This is a genomic window from Methylobacterium platani (genome assembly GCF_001653715.1).
In the GTDB taxonomy this organism is placed as follows: Bacteria; Pseudomonadota; Alphaproteobacteria; order Rhizobiales; family Beijerinckiaceae; genus Methylobacterium; species Methylobacterium platani.
This window is the reverse complement of sequence record NZ_LWHQ01000004.1, coordinates 26,978-45,321: the sequence shown is the minus strand read 5'-3', so window position 1 is coordinate 45,321 and position 18,344 is coordinate 26,978. Positions and strand designations below refer to the sequence as shown.

Genomic DNA, 18,344 nt, shown 5'->3' with positions numbered 1-18,344 from the left:
CGGAGGATGCCCTCCGTCCGGCCCGGAGCGCGCGCGCCCTTGGCCCCCATCCCCCTGGCCCCCGTCCGGAGCGTCCCCGCCGCATGTCCCCGATCGACCGCATCTCCGCCGACCTCGACGCGCTCACCGCCATCCGGCGCGACCTGCACGCCCACCCCGAGCTCGGCTTCGAGGAGGTGCGCACCTCCGGCATCGTGGCGGACAAGCTCGCCTCCTGGGGGATCGAGGTGCATCGCGAGGTCGGCCGCACCGGCGTCGTCGGCATCCTGAAGGGCCGCGGCACCAGCGAGCGGCGCATCGGCCTGCGGGCCGACATGGACGCCCTGCCGATCGAGGAGGCGACGAACCTGCCCTATCGCTCGACGGTGCCGGGCAAGATGCACGCCTGCGGCCATGACGGCCACACCACGATGCTGCTGGGCGCCGCCAAGTACCTCGCCGAGACCCGCGACTTCGACGGCACGGCGGTGTTCATCTTCCAGCCCGCGGAGGAAGGCCTGGGCGGCGCCCGCGCGATGCTGGCCGACGGGCTGTTCGCGCGCTTCCCCTGCGACGAGGTCTACGGCCTGCACAACAACCCGAGCGGGCGGACCGGCGAGCTCTCGGTGCGGGCCGGCGCGGCGATGGCGGCGGCCGACTTCTTCGACATCCGCATCGTCGGGCGCGGCGCCCACGGGGCGCAGCCGAACCGCGGCATCGACCCGGTGGTGATCCAATCCGCCCTGGTCCAGGCGCTCCAGACCATCGTCAGCCGCAACGCCGACCCGCTGCAATCGGCGGTGCTGTCGATCACCCAGGTCCATGCGGGCGCGGCCTACAACGTGATCCCGGAGGAGGCCCACCTCGCCGGCACGATCCGCACCTTCGACGACGACATCCGGGCCCTCGTCGGCAAGCGCATGCGCGAGATCTGCGCCGGCGTCGCGACGACCTTCGGGGCCGAGATCACGGTCGAGATCCGCGACATCTTCTCGGTCCTGCGCAACAGCGAGGCGCAGAGCCGGGCCGCCGCCGAGATCGCCACCGAGCTGTTCGGTACGGCCAAGGTCGATACCGCGCCGGAGCCCAAGATGGGCAGCGAGGATTTCGCCGACATGCTGCACGCGGTGCCGGGCGCCTATGCCTGGCTCGGCGGCAAGGCCGGCGCGAACCTGCACAACGCGGCCTTCGACTTCGACGACGCGATCATCCCGCTCGGCGCGGCGTATTTCGCCCGGCTGGTCGAGCGCCGCTCGGCCGCGGCGGCCGGCTGACCGGAGCCGGGTCGGCTCCGCCTCGCGGCGTGGACCGGCGGCGTCCGGCGGCGTGATCCGCCGGGCGCCGCGACCCCGGCGCTCAGCCGAGGAGCGGGGCCGGCCCCTCGAACGTCACCCCGGCGAAGTCGCCCCGGCGCCAGCGCAGGCGCGCCGCGACCGTGCGCAGGTCGTGGGCGGCGATGACGAGGGAGAAGCTCTCCGGCAGGACGATCCGCGCGGGAACGCGCAGGCGTGCGCCCGCGGCCGAGACGTCGGTGACCTCGCAGGCGACCAGGCGATCGGCGCCGATCACGATCCGCCCCTGCTGGAACACGCGGCGGCGCCGGCCCGCGCGCGGGATCGGCCGCCCTTCCGGGCCGCCCTCCGCCGTGCCGCCGGCCTCCCGCGGCAGGTCGGTCTCCGGACGATCGATCATGGGCTCCCCGCCGCGGGCCCCCGCGCCCGTGCGGCAACGCTTACGGCATTTCCCGCCGAGGGGAAAACCCGGACGTCATGCGCTCGCGCCGTCGAACGCGCCCGTCCGAAGGCGCGGCGTCATGAGACCGGCCGGCCGCATTAACCTTCCGTCAAGGCTGTTCCTTCATGTCTCGTTAGCCATATCAACCACGCGACCGATCCCGGCCATGCCCGCTGCCCCGGCCAAACCGAAGCGCCCCGCCCTCCCCCCGGAGAGCCCGATCGCCGGCCTGATCGCCCGCCGCCGGGCCCGCGAGGCGGCGGCCGAGCGAGGCGTGTTCGGCGCCGCCATCCTGCTGGCGCTCACCGCCACGGGCTTTGCCGGGTACACCCTGTCGCAGCCCACCCGGCCCTACGACGTGCGGGCGGTGCTGCCGGCCTCGTTCGGACCCTTCGCCTGGCAGCGGAGCGTCGCGGACGGGCGCGCCCCGGAGGTCGACCTCGACCCGCTGGTGACCGGCTCGCTGCCGGACGCGCCCGCCCCCGTCCGCCCCGCCGCGTCCGATGCCGCCGGGCTCCAGGCGGCCGGCGAGGCAGCGCCGTCCGCGGTCGAGGCCCGGCCCGCGCCCGCGGGCCCGCCGCTCTCCGGCTACGCCCTGCGGCGCGCCTCCGCCGGCCAGGCCGTGGTCGAGGGCCGCGACGGCCTGCATCAGGTCGGCGTCGGCTCCGCCCTGCCGGGGGCCGGCCGGGTGCTGTCGATCCGCAGCACCGGCGCCGGCTGGATCGTCATCACCACCGAGACCATCATCGGGCCGACCCCGCTGTGAGCGCGCCGCTGCAAGCCCGGAGCGGGCCGCTGCAAGCCTGGAGCAGGCCGCGGCAAGCCTGGAGCAAGGGTGGCCGCCTAGAGCGGGGGACCATTCGGGGCCTCGCGCCGCTGCGGCAGGACGCATCGGACCGACGGGCCGGAGACCTGACGCCGTGACCACCCTGACGAGCTACGTGCTCCTGTCGCGGAATCTCGCGACCTCGCTGCAGCGCAAGGCCGCCGAGCCGACCGTGGCCCGCGAGACCGCGTATTACCAGGCCAATATCGGCAAGGTGAAGTCGGTCGACGACCTGATGGCCGACCAGCGGCTCTACAACTACGCCGTCAAGGCCTTCGGCCTCGAGGACATGGGCTACGCCAAGGCGTTCATGCGCAAGGTCCTGACCGAGGGCACGACCGATTCGAGCGCCTTCGCCAACCGGCTCGCCGACGACCGCTACGTCGCCTTCGCCAAGGCCTTCGACTTCACGCAGGAGGCCACCGCGACCGGCACCGATCCGGTATTGACGGAATCGAGCCAGGTCGCGGCCGGCGCCGCGCGGCTCTCGCTCCCGGTCGCGCTCGCCGATTCCTACGACTTCTCCGGCACCGGCGAGGCGAGCTTCACGCTCTCGTCGCAGGTCGACGCGAGCACGACGAAGAGCGCCACCATCGTCCTCAACAAGGCGAGCCTCGCCGGCAAGGTCGCGGACCTCGCCAACGTCACCCCGATCGAGATCGGCACGGCGATCAACGCGCAGATCGCGGCGTCGGGCGCCGACGGGCTGATGGGCAAGGTGCAGGTCGGCATCGGCGTCGACGGCAGCCTGTTCTTCGAGACCACCGGCTACACCGATCTCGGCTTCGACGGCGCGCCGGGGGGCGACGGCGTGAACGCCGACACGGTCTACCTCGCCGGCGGCAAGGCCCGTACCCTGACGGTGAGCAACGCCGTCCTGTCCGGGCCCGGGCAGAGCCCGGTCGATATCGGCAACGGCACCGACCTCGCCCCCGACGTCAACGTCAAGAGCGTGGTCGACGCCTACCTGCAGCAGAGCCTGGAGGCGGATGCCGGCGCCGAGGATACCGGCGTGCGCCTCGCCCTCTACTTCGCCCGCAAGGCGCCGACGCTCTCGAGCGGCTACGACATCCTGGGCGATGCCGCCCTGACCCAGGTCGTCAACACGGTGATCGGCCTGCCGGCGACGAGCAGCGCCACGACCAGCGACGCCCTGACCCAGCGCGTGGCCCTGATCGGCAGCAAGGTCGACTTCGCGAGCTTCCAGGACCCGGCCAAGGTCGAGGCCTTCGCCCGGCGCTTCGCGGCGATCTGGGACGCGCAGAACAACACCGCCACGGATCCGATCCTGGCGCTGTTCAGCAACGGCCAGGCGTGAGGCGGCGATGCAGAACAGCCTCTACGTCAACCTCTCGGCCCAGGTCGCCCTCGACAAGCGCCTGACCACCACCGCCAACAACGTCGCCAACATGGCGACCGCGGGCTTCCGCGCCGAGGAGACGAAGTTCTCCGCCCTGCTCGCCCAGGCGACCAAGGGGGCGGTGGCCTTCGTGAGCTCGGGCGACACCTACCTGTCGCGGGCCTCCGGCCCGATCACCAAGACCGATTCGCCCCTCGACGTCGCCGTGCAGGGCGATGCCTGGCTGTCGATCGGGGGCAAGTCCGGCCCGGCCTATACCCGCGACGGCCGCCTGACGATGGATGCGACCGGGCAGCTGCGCAACCTCACCGGCCAGCCGGTGCTCGATCCGGGCGGCGCGCCCCTCCTCCTCGATCCGCAACAGGGCCCGCCGACGATCGGGCGCGACGGCAGCATCTACCAGGGCACCAACCAGGTCGGGGCCCTCGGCCTGTTCACGATCGACAAGGCGGCGACGCTGACCCGGGCGCCGGGCAACGCCGTGACCCCGAGCGTGGCAGCCAAGCCGGTGCAGGACTTCTCCGGGATCGGCGTCGTCCAGGGCTTCGTCGAGGGATCGAACGTCAACCCGATCATGGAGATGACGAAGCTCATCACCATCCAGCGCGCCTTCGAGAGCGCCGCGACGGCGAGCGCCGAGGCCGAATCCTCGCTCCAGAGCGCCGTGAAGTCGCTCTCGCCGCAGGGGAGCTGACGCATGGGCGCCGATCCGATCGCGCGCCTCGCCGAGGCGATGGCGGCCGCCGGCCGGGACGGCGCCCTGGTGCGGGTCGGCGGGCCGATCCGCGAGGTGACGGCGAGCGCCTGCCGGATCGGCGGGGTCGCCCCCTTCGTGCGCCTCGGCGACCGGATGAGCTTCTCGGCCCAGGGCCGGACCCAGGTCGGCGAGATCGTCCGCGTCGACGCCGAGGGCGCGACGCTCAAGGCCTACGAGAGCCGCATCGAGGCCGGGATCGGCACGATCGCCCACCGGCTCGGCCCGGCGGAGCTGCGGCCGGACCCGAGCTGGAAGGGCCGGGTCATCGACGCCCTCGGGCGCCCGGTGGACGGCGCCGGACCCCTCGGCGCCGGCGAGCGCGCCGCCCCCCTCGACGCCGACCCGCCGGCGGCGCTCGGGCGCGCCCGGGTGCGCGCCCCCCTGCGCACCGGCGTGCGGGCCCTCGACCTCTTCACCCCGCTCTGCGCCGGCCAGCGCATCGGCATCTTCGCCGGCTCCGGCGTCGGCAAGTCGACCCTGCTCGCCATGCTGGCGGGCGCGGAGGGGTTCGACAGCGTCGTCGTCGCCCTGGTGGGCGAGCGCGGGCGCGAGGTGCGCGAGTTCCTCGAAGGCCCGCTCGCGCCGAGCCGGGCCCGCGCCGTAGTGGTGGTCTCGACCGGCGACGAGAGCCCGATGATGCGCCGCCAGGCGCCGCGGGCCGCCCTCGCGGTGGCCGAGGCGTTCCGCGATCGCGGCGAATCGGTGCTCCTGATCGTCGATTCGGTGACCCGCTACGCCCACGCCGCCCGCGACGTGGCGCTGGCGGCGGGCGAGCCGGCGGTGGCCCGCGGCTACCCGCCGAGCGTCTTCTCCGACCTGCCGCGCCTGCTCGAGCGGGCCGGCCCCGGGCTCGAGGGGACCGGCACCATCACGGGCGTGTTCTCGGTCCTCGTCGACGGCGACGACCACAACGATCCCGTCGCCGACAGCATCCGCGGCACCCTCGACGGCCACGTCGTCCTCGACCGTGCCATCGCCGAGCAGGGCCGCTACCCGGCGGTCGACCTCCTGGGCTCGATCTCGCGGCTCGCCACCGAGGTCTGGACGCCCGAGCAGCGCGACCTGATCCGCAAGCTCAGGGCGATGATGGCCCGCTTCGAGGAGACCCGGGACCTGCGCCTGATGGGCGGCTACCGGGCCGGGACCGACGCCGAGCTCGACCAGGCCATCGCCCTGGTGCCGCGGATCTACGACGCCCTGCGCCAGGATCCGGGCCAGCCGCCGAGCCAGGATGCGTTCCTCGAGCTCGCCCAGAGCCTGCGGGGGTGAACACCGTGATCCCGCCGCGCCCCCCGACACCCGGTTCGACCAGGGCCCGCGCGACCAAGCCCCGCGCAAGCCTGGCCGGGTCTATTCCGCCCCGAGCCCTGCCCCCGCAGGCCCCGCCCGGCCTGCGCCCGCAACGCCGCATCCTGACGAACGAGGTCCCGCAATGAGTCTCATCGGCGTGCTCCGCACCGGTGTCTCGGGCATGAACGCCCAGTCGAACCGCATCTCGACGGTGGCGGAGAACATCCAGAATTCCGGCACGACGGGCTACAAGCGCTCCTCGACCGAGTTCTCCTCGCTGCTGATCGCCGACACGGCGGGCAGCAACTACAATTCGGGCTCGGTCGAGACCACGGTGCGGCGGGCGGTGACCGAGGGCGGCACCATCAACGCCACGACCTCGAAGTCCGACCTCGCGATCGACGGCAACGGCTTCTTCGTGGTCCAGGACCCGTCGGGCGCGCCGCTCCTGACCCGGGCCGGCAACTTCAAGATCGACGCCAGCTCCAACAACTTCACCAACGCCGCCGGCATGACCCTGATGGGCTACAGCCTGCTCGACGGCGGCGAGCCGACCACGACGCTCAACAGCGTCGCCGACATGGTGCCGATCAGCCTCGCCTCGGTCAGCGCCCGGGCGACGCCGACGACCGAGGCCAGCCTGAGCGGCAACCTGCCGGCCGACGCCCCCGCGGCCGCGGCCGGCCAGTACTCGAAGAAGTACTCGCTCGTGGCCTACGACCAGCTCGGCAAGGCGCGGACCGTCGACGTCTACCTGGCGAAGAACGCAGACAGCTCCTGGACGGCGTCGCTCTACGACGCCGCCGCCAACCCGACCCCGTCGGGCAGCACCCCGGCCCTGCCCGGCGGCACGCCGCTCGGCACCGCGACGGTCGGGTTCAACGCCCAGGGCAAGGTCACCGGCACCCAGGTCGCCGGCACGCCGGTGACCTATACGGGCCCGAAATCGCTGAGCCTGACCATTCCGGGGGCGAGCGGCGGCTCGGTCGCCGTCGACCTCTCCAGCCTGACCCAGCTCGCCGGGGACTACGGCGTGGAAGGCGCGGCCAACGGCAAGGCGCCGGCGGCGGTGACCGGCACGTCCTTCGCCGCCGACGGCACGGTCTACGCCACCTTCGACGACGGCTCGCGCCTGGCGGCGTTCCGGGTGCCGCTGGCCACCGTGCCGAGCGCCGACAACCTCGAGCCGCGCTCGGGCAACGTCTACCGGCCGACCGTCGAGTCCGGCGACATCCAGGTCGGCTTCGCCAGCCAGGGCGGCCGCGGCACGATCAAGTCGGGCGCCCTCGAGCAGTCGAACGTCGACGTCAGCACCGAGCTGACCGCGATGATCGAGTCGCAGTCGGTCTACACCGCCAACTCGAAGGTGTTCACGACCGGCAACGAGATGCTCGACACCCTGATGAGCCTCAAGCGCTAAGGCGCCCGCTCTCCTCGACCTGCCGCGGGACGTGGCGGGACGCGCTCCCCGCGTCCCGCCACGTCCCGCTCCGGCTCTCCCGGGAACTGACAGATGGGCCTCTCGCTCGCGCTCAACACGGCACGCTCGGCACTCCTGGCGACGTCGAGCCAGATCGGCGCCTCCGCGCGTAACACCGCGGGGGCGAACGACCCCGGCTACTCGCGCAAGATCGTGTCGCTGGTGAGCGGCGCGGGCGGCGCGACGGTTCTGGTCACCCGCGCGAGCGACGCGGCCCTGTTCGGCCGCAAGCTCTCGGCCTCCTCCGCCTCGGCGGAGGCCCAGGCCCTGCTCGACGGCGTCACCGCCCTGTCGCGGACGGTCGGCGACACCGGCGACGCGGGCTCTCCGGCAGCGCGCCTCGGCGCCCTGAACGCGGCGCTCCAGGCCGCCGCCAACAGCCCGGATGATGCGGGCCTCGCCCGCGCCGCGGTCGAGAGCGCCCGCGACCTCGCCACCAGCCTCAACGGCGCGGCGACGGCGGTCCACGACGCCCGCGCCCGGGCCGACCAGGGAATGGCGGACTCGGTCGCGACGATCAACGACCTGCTCGGCCAGTTCGACCGCGCCAACCGGGCGGTGATGCGGGGCACCGCCTCGGGCCAGGACGTCTCGGACGCCCTCGACGACCGCGACCGCATCCTGACCCAGCTCTCGGCCGAGATCGGCATCAGCGTCAGCGACCGTCCCGGCGGCGACATGACGATCGCCACCGACAGCGGCGTCGTCCTCTACGACCGGGGCGCCCGGACCGTGGCCTTCACGCCGACGGGCGCCTTCTCGGCGGGAACGCAAGGGGCCGCCGTGACCGTCGACGGCGTGCCGGTAACCGGCAGCGGCTCGCCGATGCGGCTGTCGAGCGGGCGGCTGTCCGGCCTCGCGACCCTGCGCGACGAGACCGCGGTGGCCTACGAGAACCAGCTCGACGCGATCGCCGGGGCGCTCGTCGACACCTTCCAGGAGGCCGATACCCGCAGCCCCGCCGATCCGGCCTATGCCGGGCCGAAGGCCGGGCTGTTCACGGCGGGCGCGAGCGCGACCCTGCCGGGCTGGGTGACCGGGCTCGCCGGCCGCATCGCCCTCAACGCCGCGGTCGACCCGCAGGCGGGCGGCGTCGTCGCCTCCCTGCGCGACGGCGGCATGAACGGGAGCGCCTACCGGGCCAATCCGGGGACGGATGCGGCCTATGCGGGGCGCCTGCGCGAGCTGGCCGGGAAGCTCGCGACGGCGCGCAGCTTCACCTCGGGACAGCCGCTGAACGAGACCGCGACGCTCGCGGGCTTCGCCGCCGATTCCGCCGGCTGGCTCGAATCGACCCGCAAGGCCGCCTCGAGCGGCGCCGACTACCAGAAGACGCTGCTCGGCCGGGCCACCGACGCCCTGTCGAACGCCGTCGGCGTCAACGGCGACGACGAGACCGCCCTGACCCTCCAGCTCGAGCGCTCCTACACCGCCTCGGCCAAGCTGCTGACCATGGTGGACGACATGCTGACCACTCTCCTGAACGCGATCCGGTGAGCGCGCCCGCGGCGATCCCGAAGACAGAGCCCTGCCAGCCATGATGACCACGAACTACATCTCCAGCCTCAGCCTCCTGAACGCCCCGCGCAGCGCGTCGGGCCGGCTCCAGGCCGAGATCGCGAGGACCACGCAGGAGATCGCCGAGGGGCGCTACGCCGATGTCGGCCTCGCCCTCGGCGGCCAGGTCGGCCGCAGCCTCTTCCTGCGCCAGAGCGCGGCGGAGATCGCCGCCCTCAAGGACGGCAACGGCCTCGCCTCCTCGCGCCTGAGCGCGAGCCAGGGCGCCCTGCAGCAGATGCAGAAGACGGCGGACGCCCAGTTCGCCGCCCTGACCGGGCTGTCGGCGGACAAGCGCGTCGCCGCGATGGCGGCGTCGGCCGACGACACGCTGACGGCGCTCACCGGCCTCCTCAACACGACGTCGAACGGGCAGGCGCTGTTCGGCGGCACCAACACCGCCCAGGGCCCGATCCGGGACGGGGCCGCCGCGGCGGCCAAGAACGCGGCCCTGTCGGCGTTCCAGACCGCCTTCGGCTTCTCCCCGAGCGATCCCCGTGCCGCCGGCCTGACCGCGGCGCAGGTCCAGAACTTCCTGGAAGGCACCGTGGCGGCGCAGTTCGCCGATCCGAACTGGGGCACCACCTGGTCTCAGGCCTCGACGGGCACCCTCAGCAGCCGGATCTCGCTGAGCGAGACCGTGACCACCTCGGTCAGCGCCGACGCGACCCCGTTCCGCCAGCTCGCCCAGGCCGCCGTGGTGGCGAGCCTCGGCCTCTCCGGCCTCTCGGCCGACGCCCAGGCCGTCGTCTCCGGCCGGGTGACGGGGCTTCTCAGCAAGGGCAGCGCCGGGCTGGTCTCCGCCCAGGCCGATCTCGGCCGCAGCCAGGCCCGGATCGCCGACGCCAATACGCGGCTCGACGCCCAGTCGACCCTCGTCGCCAAGGAGATCTCGCGCCTCGAAGCGGTCGACCCGGCGGAGGCCAAGACCCGGCTCGATGCCGCGACGACCCAGCTCCAGATGTCCTACGCGCTGACCGCCCAGCTCCAGAACCTGTCGCTCGTCAAGTATCTCGGCTGAGCGGGCCGTCGCGGGACCGGGTACCGGTTCCGCGACCCCGCGCCATGCCGGATCCCCGAGCCCTCCCGCGCGACGCGACGCGCCGCGCGGGACGACGCCCACCGCGCACGACACCAGACCGACGAGGCATCGGCCCGATGTACCGCTTTTCCTATTCCGAGATCCTCGAGGACGCTCCCGAGGTCGGCCGCGAGCGCGAGCGCGCCGCCTTCGACCGGGCGCTCGACCTCCTGCGCGACGTCGAGGCCCGCGGCCTCGCCGGCAAGGAGCGCACGACCGCGATCGGCTTCATGCAGGACCTCTGGAACATCCTGATCGCCGACCTCCTGGCGCCCGAGAACGCGCTGCCGGCGGCCCTGCGCGACGACCTGATGTCGATCGGCGCCTGGACCATGCAGGAGGCCGGCGAGGTGCTGCGCTCGCCCGGGCGCAGCCTCGCGGCCCTGATCGAGGTGAACACCTCGATCCGCGACGGGCTCCGGTGAGCCGCACCATGCGCCTGTCGCTGCGCGCCGGAGAGCGGATCTACATCAACGGCGCCGTCCTGCGCGTCGACCGCAAGGTGGCGATCGAGCTCCTGAACGACGCGACCTTCCTGCTCGAGAGCCACGTGCTGCAGGCGGAGGAGGCGACGACGCCGCTGCGCCAGCTCTACTTCGCCGCCCAGACCATGCTGATCGAGCCCGCCCGCGCCGCCGCGGCCCGGGCGGTCTACGACGACCTCCGGGCCGGCCTGCTGGCGGCGACGCGCGAGACGGTCCTGCGCGACGGGCTCGAGGCGGCGCACGCCCTGATCGAGGGCGGCCGGCTGTTCGAGGCCCTGAAGCTGATCCGCGGCCTCTATCCCCTCGAAGCCGTCCTGATGGCGGACGGCGCCGTGCCGCCCGTCCCCGCGCCGGTCCTCGTCTCACCCGCCGCCCGCCGCAGCGAGCGGCCGCGGGAGCGGGCGGCCGGGCGTCCTCCGGCGCCGCCGCGCCGCGCCGTCCCGCCATCCACCGCCCCGTCCCTTCCCGCCCCGTCCCTGTCCGCCCTCGACCAGGAGGCCTGAATGACCGTCGACAGCACCTCCAGCGCCACCGCGGGCGCATCCTCCGCGGCGACCTCCACCGCCGCGGCCGCCGCCAAGGCGAGCAGCTCCGTCGCCGCCTCGATGAATTCGGACACCTTCCTGACGCTGCTGATGGCGCAGCTCAAGAACCAGGATCCGACCAAGCCGATGGACTCGACGCAGTATGTCGGCGAGCTCGCCACCTTCTCGCAGGTCGAGCAGGCGACGAAGACCAACCAGAAGCTCGATTCGCTGCTCTCGTCGAGCTTCCTCGACCAGGCCGACACGGTGATCGGCCGCACCCTCACCTCGGCCGACGGCACGGTGACCGGTACCGTCCAGTCGGTGCGGGTGACGAGCGACGGCGCGCTGGCGCGCCTGACCAGCGGCACCGACGTGCTGCTGACCTCCGGCGTCGTCATCCAGTAGAAGGACAGCGGCAGGAGAGGACCATGAACGAGGTCGACGCCCTCGAACTCGTCCGCGCGGCGATCTGGACGGTGATCGTCGCGGCGGGCCCGGCGGTCGGCGCCGCGATGCTTGTCGGCATCGCGGTGGCGCTCCTGCAGGCGCTGACCCAGATCCAGGAGGTCACCCTGACCTTCGTGCCGAAGATCGTGGTGATCCTGCTCGTCCTCCTCGTCACCGGCACCTTCATCGGCGGGCAGATCCATGCCTTCGCCGAGGCCGCCTACGGGCGGATCGCGACCGGGTTCTGACCGTTCGGCGGACGTGCCGCCAGCCGGCCATGACGAGCCGCGTCCCTGTCCCGGACGACTGGAGCGAAGCGGAAGGCGATCCGGGATCTCCTTCCGCCGACGCCTCGCTCGTCCGGGAAAGCGGAGCTTGTCAGGACCTGACGGCTCGCTGTTCGACCCGGCGCGGGCCCGGCCCCCGCGGGACGGGATGGCGCGCGCTCCCCAACCCCCGCGCAAGCTAGCGGTGGCACACCCCTCCGCGAAAGCCTTCGCGGAGGATGGTGGGATCATGGCGGTGGGCGCGGCGCCGGCAATCGAGCGCAAGTCGCGGCGGGATTTCGGCTTCGCGGCCGGCATCGTGGCGATCCTGGCGGTGCTGTTCCTGCCGGTCCCGGCGCTGCTCATCGACGTCGGGCTCGCCTTCTCGATCGCCCTGTCGGTGCTGATCCTGATGGTGGCGCTCTGGATCCAGAAGCCGCTCGAATTCTCGGCCTTCCCGACCGTGCTGCTGATCGCCACGCTCCTGCGGCTGGCGCTCGGCATCGCGACGACGCGGCTGATCCTGGCCAACGGCCAGAAGGGCGTGGACGCCGCCGGCCACGTCATCCAGGGCTTCTCGCAGTTCGTGATGAGCGGCGACTTCGTGATCGGGATCGTGGTGTTCCTGATCCTGATCACCGTCAACTTCCTCGTCATCACCAAGGGCGCGACCCGCATCGCGGAAGTGGGCGCCCGCTTCACCCTCGATGCGATCCCCGGCAAGCAGATGGCGATCGACGCCGATCTCAATGCCGGGCTGATCGACGACAAGGAGGCGCAGCGCCGGCGCCGGGAGCTGGAGGAGGAGAGCGCCTTCTTCGGCTCGATGGACGGCGCCTCGAAGTTCGTCCGCGGCGAGGCGGTGGCCTCGCTCATCATCATCGCGGTCAACGTCTTCGGCGGCATCATCATCGGCACGACGCGGCACGGCCTGCCGCTCGGCACCGCCGCCGACATCTTCACCAAGCTCTCCGTCGGCGACGGCCTGGTCTCGCAGATCCCGGCGCTGATCGTCTCGCTCGCCGCCGGCCTGCTGGTCTCGAAGGGCGGCACCCGGGGCACCGCCGAGCAGGCGGTGATCGGCCAGCTCGGCGCCTATCCGCGCGCGCTCCTGGTGGCGGCCGCGATGATGGGCGTGTTCGCCCTGGTGCCGGGCCTGCCCTTCCTGCCCTTCATGGCACTCAGCGGGCTGCTGTTCTTCATCGCCCGCACGATCCCGCGCCGGCTCCGGGCCCAGGCCGAGGCGGCGACCGCCAAGGCCACGGCCGAGGAGTCGGTCCGCCAAGCCGAGGCCAAGGAGAAGGATTCGGTCAAGGAGTCGCTCAAGACCCCGGAGATCGAGCTCTGCCTCGGCCGCCAGGCCGCCTCGCAGATCCAGGCCTCGCAAGGCGAGCTCGCCCACCGCGTCGCCAAGATGCGGCGCAAGTTCGCCCGCCAGTACGGCTTCGTGGTGCCCGACATCAAGGTCTCGGACAACCTCGCGCTGCCGCCGAAGAGCTACCAGATCCTGATCCACGGTACCGTGGCGGCCGCCCAGGAGATCCGCCCCGGCGAGATGCTGGTGGTGGTCGGCGACGGGCCGAGGCCCGACGTGCCGAGCGACGAGGTGCGCGAGCCCGCCTTCGGCCTGAAGGCGCTCTGGGTGATGGATTCCTACGCCGGCGAGGTCCGCCGCGGCGGTTTCGAGCCGATCGACGGCGCCTCGGTGCTGCTGACCCACCTCTCCGAGGTGATCCGCAACAACCTGCCGCAGTTCCTGTCCTACAAGGACATGCGCGGCCTGCTCGACCGCCTCGACCCCGAATACAAGCGCCTGCTCGACGAGATCTGCCCGTCGCAGATCTCTTATTCGGGCCTGCAGGCGGTGCTGAAGCTGCTGCTCGCCGAGCGGGTCTCGATCCGCAACCTGCACCTGATCCTGGAGGCGGTGGCCGAGATCACCCCGCACGCGCGCCGGGCCGAGCAGATCGCCGAGCACGTGCGGATGCGCATGGCGCAGCAGATCTGCGGCGACCTCGCCGAGAACGGCGTGCTCAACGTGCTTCGCTTGGGCGCCAGCTGGGACCTGTCGTTCCACCAGAGCCTGAAGCGCGACGCCAAGGGCGAGGTGGTGGAGTTCGACATCGATCCGCGCCTCGTCGAGCAGTTCGGCTCCGAGGCCTCGGACGCGATCCGCTCGCGGATGAAGGAGGCGCACGGCTTCGCGCTCGTCACCGCGCCCGACGCCCGGCCCTACGTGCGGATGATCATCGAGCGGATCTTCCCGACCCTGCCGGTGCTGTCGCACCTGGAGATCGCCCGCGGCGTCGAGATCAAGTCGCTGGGCACGGTCTCGTGACGAAGATCGGGCCGGACAGCTTCCTCGCCGTCTTCCTGATCTTCTGCCGGGTCGGCGGCTGCCTGCTCGTGCTGCCGGGCTTCTCCAGCCCGCGGGTACCGCAGCAGGTGCGCCTGCTGATCGCCGGCGCCGTCTCCCTCGCCATCGCGCCCCTGATCGCGCCGCTGTTCGAGCCGCGGCTGGCCGGCCAGGTTCCGATGCAGACCCTGGCCTGGATCGTCAGCGAGACCCTGACCGGGCTGATGATCGGCTTCCTCGGCCGGATCTTCATCCTGGTGCTGGAGACGGTGATGAACGCCACCTCGACGATGGTCGGATTCGGCGGCATGCCGGGCTCGCCGGTCGAGGGCACCGACCCGGTGCCGGCGGTCGAGGGGCTGATCCTGCTCACCGCGACCGCGATCCTGTTCGCCGCCGACCTGCACTGGGAGCTGTTTCGCGGCCTCGTCGAATCCTATGCCCGCATCCCGCCCGGCGAGGGCGTCGGCTCCCAGGTGATGCTGACCCGGATCGTCGACCAGGTCGCCACCGCCTTCATGCTCGGCCTGCGCATCACCGCGCCGTTCATCATCTACGCGATCCTGGTCAACCTCGCGGCGGGCTTCGTCAACAAGCTCACGCCGACGATTCCGGTCTACTTCGTCGCGACCCCGTTCGTGATGTTCGGCGGACTCCTGATGCTCTACTATCTCGCGGGCGAGTTCATGACCCAGTTCCTCCTCGGCTACGCGACCTGGCTGCAGCGCGGCTGATGGCGACCGGGACCGGCGACCGCCTCCGGCGCGCGCAGCGCCTCGTCGTCGTGCAGGAGCAGATGCGGCGCGCCGCCGAGGTCGAGCTCGCGGGCCTGCGCGAGCGCGCGGCGGCGGTCGAGGCCGACCGGGCGCGGCTGCTCGCGGCGCTCGCCACCTCCGACCACGGCCCGATGCTGCTGGAGGCGACCGCCCGGCGCCTGCGCGGGCTCGCCGCCCAGGCGACCGCGCTCGAGGCCGAGGCCGCCGCCCAGGCGGGAACCGTGCGCGAGCGGGGCCTCGCCCAGAAGCGGGCCGAGGCCCTGTCCGAGCGCCGGGCCGACGATCACCGCCGCGAGGCGGAGAAGCGCGACGACCTTGAGCGGCTCGACGGCCTCGCGGCCCGGCTCGGGCGTCGCGGCGCAAGCCTCCCGTAAGCCAGCGGGCTTAAGGCTTCGGTCACCATCAGACCTCCGGATCCGCCGATGAGCATCACCCCGCCCTCCGACATCGTGCTCGACGTCGCCCGGGCCGCCGATCCGGCGCGCTTTCAGGAGGCCGCCGCCAAGCTGTCGCAGCCCGGCAGCGCCGGCGCCACCGCCTTCGCCGATGCGGCCCGCGACGTCGGCCTCTCGACCCACATGCCGCTCGATGCCCGCGGCGCCCTCACCGGCCTGCAGAACCAGACCAGCCTCTCGGGCGCCGGCAGCGACCCCTACAAGAAGTTCGAAGGGCTGGTTCTCCAGCAATTCGTCGAGGCGATGATGCCGGAGAAGTCCGAGACCGTGTACGGCAAGGGCAATGCCGGCGGCATCTGGAAGTCGATGCTCGCCGAGCAGATCGGCACCCAGATCGCCAAGGCCGGCGGCATCGGCATCGCCAGAATGCTGAACGCCGCCCATCCGGCCGCCGCCCCCGCCGCCCCCGCCGCCCCGGCGGACCAGGCCAACCCGACGGCGAAGGTCTGATCGCCATGCTGCTCGCCTGCGTCAAGCGGCTCGAAGCCGTGATCGAGGAGGAGACCGAGGCGCTGGAGACCCGGGCGCCCGCCGATCTCGGCGACCTCAACCGCCGCAAGAGCCAGGGGCTCCTCGAGCTCACCCGCCTCACCCGCGGCCTCGACGTCGCGGCGCTCGACGCCACGGTGGCGATCCACCTCGCGCGCCTGCGCGACAAGCTCGCCCGCAACCAGCAGGTCGTCGCGCTGCACCTGCGGGCGCTCGAGGAGATCGACGACACCCTGGCCCAGGCGGCGCTCGCCGCCGAGTCGGACGGCACCTACACGGCGCGGGCGCTCCGCTCTTAAGAAGATCCTGTCATGAAGATCCTGATCACCGGCCTGTGGATCTGCGCCGTCACCATCGCGTCGTGCTACGGCGCGGTGACCTTCGGCGGCGGCCTGTTCTCGGGCAAGAAGACCGAGCCGTATCTGGAAGGCCTGCAGTACCAGAAGCTCGCACCGATCAACATCCCGATGATCGCCGACGGCAAGGTGCAGGGCTACGTCATCGCGGTGCTGGTCTTCACCGCCGACGCCAAGCTGATGCACACCCTGCCGGTGCCGCCCAACGCCTTCGTGGTCGACGAGGCCTTCCGGCAGATCTACGCCGACCAGGCCCTCGATTTCCGCCGCCTGGCGAAATACGACATCACCAAGCGGCTGGCCGAGGTGCGGGCGAAGGTGAACGAACGGCTCGGCGGCGACGTCGTCAAGGACGTGCTGGTCGACGAGATCAACTTCGTGGCGAAGCGGGAAGTGCGGTCGTAGGCCCACTATTCTTGTCAAAACCACCGTCGCCCTTTCCCGGACGACTGAAGCGAGAGCGGAAGGAGATCCGGGATCCGGGAGAGAAGTGCCGCGAAGCGGCTCCGAATGCTGCACCGTTGCAGACACAAGGACGCTTCGCGACTTCTCGTGCTGGATCCCGGATCTCCTTCCGCTGACCCTACAGTCGTCCGGGAAAGGAGAGCGTGCAGGAAAGGTGGAAGGGTAAAATCCCCTACCCCCCGAACACCGACGTCAGCTGCTGCCCGCCCCGGTTGATCGTCACCTCCCACATCGACGCCGTGGTACGGGTCATGCGCTCGAGGTCCTTGGTCGAGGCGACCGGGGTGCCGTTCACCGCCACCACGATGTCGCCCTTCTGCAGGCCGACCCGGTTGGCGACGGTGCCGGTCTCGACCTCGGCGATGATGACGCCGTCGCCCTGCCCCTGCGCCGACACGTCGAGCTGCATCTCCTCCGCCACCGCCGGCGACAGGTTGACCGCGGTCGCCCCGAGGAAGGGCGAGCGGGTCTTCACCTTCAGGGTGTCGCGCGGGCGCGTCTCCGGCGCCGGGCCGAGGCGCACCGGCACCGTGGTACGGGTGGCGCCGCGCAGGACCGTGAGCTTGGTCTCGCCCTTGATGCCCTTGAGCGCGAAGCGGTAGCCGAAGGCCTCGGGGTCGTCGACGGTCTGGCCGTCCACCGCCAGCACCACGTCGCCGCGCTTCAGGCCCGCCTCCTCGGCCGGGCTCTTGGGCTGCATCGAGGCCACCAGCACCCCGGTCGGGTGGTCGAGGCCGACGCTCTCGGCGATGTCCGGCGTCACGTGCTGGAGCCGCGCCCCGAGCCAGGGCCGGCGCACCGTGCGGGCGCCGCCCTTGGCCGTCTCCACCACCGCCTTGACCATGCTGGCCGGGATGGCGAAGCCGATGCCGTGGCTGCCGCCGGACTGCGAGTAGATCGCCGTGTTGATGCCGACGAGGCCGCCGTTGAGGTCGACGAGGGCGCCGCCGGAATTGCCCGGGTTGATCGCCGCGTCGGTCTGGATGAAGAACTGGTAGTCGGCCGAGCCGACCTGGGTGCGGGCGAGCGCCGAGACGATGCCCTGCGTCACCGTCTGGCCGACACCGAACGGGTTGCCGATCGCGATCACGAAATCGCCGACCTGGAGGTTCTCGGAGTCGCCGATCTCCATCGGCGTCAGGCCGCCGCTCGGGCTCTTGATCTTCAGGATGGCGAGGTCGGTGCGGGGGTCGCGCAGCAGGATCTGCGCCTCGAACTCGCGCCGGTCGTTCAGCGCCACCTTCACCTCGTTCATGTTCTCGATGACGTGGTTGTTGGTGACGATCAGCCCCGAGGCGTCGACGATGACGCCCGAGCCCAGCGAGCGCTGCGCCCGCTCCTGCGGCAGGTTCGGCCCGGCATCGCCGAAGAAGCGGCGCAGGAACTCGTCCATCGCGCCGCGATTGGCGGCGCGCTTCTCGACATGGGTGCCGTAGACGTTGACGACGGATGGCGCCGCGCGCTTGACCAGCGGCGCGAAGGAGAGCTGCACCTGCGCCTTCGAGTCGGGCACCGCCCGGTTGTCCTGGCGATTGTCCTGGAAGGCGCGGTTGGGCGGCACCGACTCGGCCTGCGCGGTCGCCGGTTGGGCGACCCCGAGAAGGAGCGCAGCGAGCAGCAGGGAGGTCGGCGGGCGGCGCATCGGCATTCGGCTCCGG

Annotated in this window: 19 protein-coding genes and 1 pseudogene; 18 read left to right on the top strand and 2 right to left on the bottom strand. The window is 72.2% G+C overall.

Translation table 11 applies throughout. The features are described 5' to 3' along the window. The first annotated feature begins 83 nt into the window (after window positions 1–83). Entirely contained in the window at window positions 84–1,253 is a 1,170-nt protein-coding gene (locus A5481_RS01095; protein WP_064503727.1) for a M20 aminoacylase family protein, read from the top strand. 82 nt (window positions 1,254–1,335) lie between these two features. Here A5481_RS01095 and A5481_RS01090 read toward each other — a convergent pair whose 3' ends face one another. Further along, complete coding sequence (locus A5481_RS01090) at window positions 1,336–1,671, bottom strand: PilZ domain-containing protein (protein WP_156655604.1); 336 nt, start codon at window positions 1,669–1,671, stop codon at window positions 1,336–1,338. Window positions 1,672–1,879: 208 nt separating this feature from the next. Between A5481_RS01090 and A5481_RS01085 the strand changes: the two genes are divergently transcribed. The 17 genes and pseudogenes from A5481_RS01085 to A5481_RS01005 all read left to right on the top strand — a co-directional run bounded on the left by A5481_RS01085 (window position 1,880) and on the right by A5481_RS01005 (window position 16,626). Next, window positions 1,880–2,479 carry a hypothetical protein gene (locus tag A5481_RS01085; protein WP_245298611.1) on the top strand — a complete coding sequence of 200 codons (600 nt, stop codon included), beginning with the start codon at window positions 1,880–1,882 and terminating at the stop codon, window positions 2,477–2,479. Window positions 2,480–2,633: 154 nt separating this feature from the next. Beyond that, a complete protein-coding gene (locus A5481_RS01080) occupies window positions 2,634–3,857 on the top strand; it encodes a DUF1217 domain-containing protein (protein WP_048437637.1) in 1,224 nt (407 codons plus the stop codon). Between the two features lie 7 nt (window positions 3,858–3,864). Beyond that, complete coding sequence (flgF, locus tag A5481_RS01075) at window positions 3,865–4,593, top strand: flagellar basal-body rod protein FlgF (protein WP_048437636.1); 729 nt, start codon at window positions 3,865–3,867, stop codon at window positions 4,591–4,593. Window positions 4,594–4,596: 3 nt separating this feature from the next. Further along, window positions 4,597–5,925 carry a flagellar protein export ATPase FliI gene (gene fliI, locus A5481_RS01070; protein WP_064503726.1) on the top strand — a complete coding sequence of 443 codons (1,329 nt, stop codon included), beginning with the start codon at window positions 4,597–4,599 and terminating at the stop codon, window positions 5,923–5,925. Window positions 5,926–6,088: 163 nt separating this feature from the next. After that, window positions 6,089–7,366: a flagellar hook protein FlgE gene (locus A5481_RS01065; protein ID WP_064503725.1), complete on the top strand. Its 1,278-nt coding sequence runs from the start codon at window positions 6,089–6,091 to the stop codon at window positions 7,364–7,366. Between the two features lie 93 nt (window positions 7,367–7,459). Beyond that, window positions 7,460–8,923 carry a flagellar hook-associated protein FlgK gene (gene flgK / locus A5481_RS01060; RefSeq protein ID WP_048437061.1) on the top strand — a complete coding sequence of 488 codons (1,464 nt, stop codon included), beginning with the start codon at window positions 7,460–7,462 and terminating at the stop codon, window positions 8,921–8,923. Between the two features lie 40 nt (window positions 8,924–8,963). Then, complete coding sequence (locus A5481_RS01055) at window positions 8,964–10,004, top strand: flagellar hook-associated family protein (protein WP_197514118.1); 1,041 nt, start codon at window positions 8,964–8,966, stop codon at window positions 10,002–10,004. Window positions 10,005–10,141: 137 nt separating this feature from the next. After that, entirely contained in the window at window positions 10,142–10,489 is a 348-nt protein-coding gene (flaF, locus tag A5481_RS01050) for a flagellar biosynthesis regulator FlaF (protein ID WP_048437060.1), read from the top strand. Between the two features lie 8 nt (window positions 10,490–10,497). Continuing rightward, window positions 10,498–10,893 (top strand): annotated as a pseudogene (flbT, locus tag A5481_RS01045) (flagellar biosynthesis repressor FlbT); the annotation flags it as partial. 159 nt (window positions 10,894–11,052) lie between these two features. After that, window positions 11,053–11,481 (top strand): flagellar hook assembly protein FlgD, encoded by a 429-nt coding sequence (gene flgD / locus A5481_RS01040; protein WP_048437059.1) that lies wholly within the window; start codon window positions 11,053–11,055, stop codon window positions 11,479–11,481. 23 nt (window positions 11,482–11,504) lie between these two features. Continuing rightward, window positions 11,505–11,771 carry a flagellar biosynthetic protein FliQ gene (locus A5481_RS01035; RefSeq protein WP_048437058.1) on the top strand — a complete coding sequence of 89 codons (267 nt, stop codon included), beginning with the start codon at window positions 11,505–11,507 and terminating at the stop codon, window positions 11,769–11,771. A 268-nt stretch (window positions 11,772–12,039) separates the two neighbouring features. Then, a complete protein-coding gene (gene flhA, locus A5481_RS01030; RefSeq protein WP_048437057.1) occupies window positions 12,040–14,127 on the top strand; it encodes a flagellar biosynthesis protein FlhA in 2,088 nt (695 codons plus the stop codon). Beyond that, complete coding sequence (gene fliR, locus A5481_RS01025) at window positions 14,124–14,879, top strand: flagellar biosynthesis protein FliR (RefSeq protein WP_048437056.1); 756 nt, start codon at window positions 14,124–14,126, stop codon at window positions 14,877–14,879. Before flhA ends, fliR begins: the two co-directional genes overlap by 4 nt. Further along, a complete protein-coding gene (locus A5481_RS01020) occupies window positions 14,879–15,295 on the top strand; it encodes a hypothetical protein (RefSeq protein WP_048437055.1) in 417 nt (138 codons plus the stop codon). Before fliR ends, A5481_RS01020 begins: the two co-directional genes overlap by 1 nt. A 48-nt stretch (window positions 15,296–15,343) precedes the next feature. Then, window positions 15,344–15,826, top strand: a complete 483-nt coding sequence (locus A5481_RS01015) for a rod-binding protein (protein WP_064503724.1) — start codon at window positions 15,344–15,346, stop codon at window positions 15,824–15,826. Window positions 15,827–15,831: 5 nt separating this feature from the next. Beyond that, on the top strand, window positions 15,832–16,164 hold the full coding sequence (locus tag A5481_RS01010) for a hypothetical protein (RefSeq protein ID WP_064503723.1): 333 nt from the start codon (window positions 15,832–15,834) through the stop codon (window positions 16,162–16,164). A gap of 12 nt (window positions 16,165–16,176) precedes the next feature. Beyond that, window positions 16,177–16,626, top strand: coding sequence for a hypothetical protein (locus A5481_RS01005; protein ID WP_064503722.1), 450 nt, complete (start codon window positions 16,177–16,179; stop codon window positions 16,624–16,626). Window positions 16,627–16,858: 232 nt separating this feature from the next. On the opposite strand, the gene A5481_RS01000 is transcribed toward A5481_RS01005, so the two are convergent. Next, the gene (locus tag A5481_RS01000; RefSeq protein WP_064503730.1) at window positions 16,859–18,328 is read right to left on the bottom strand and encodes a DegQ family serine endoprotease; all 1,470 of its coding nucleotides are present in this window, start codon (window positions 18,326–18,328) and stop codon (window positions 16,859–16,861) included. Window positions 18,329–18,344 lie beyond the last annotated feature (16 nt).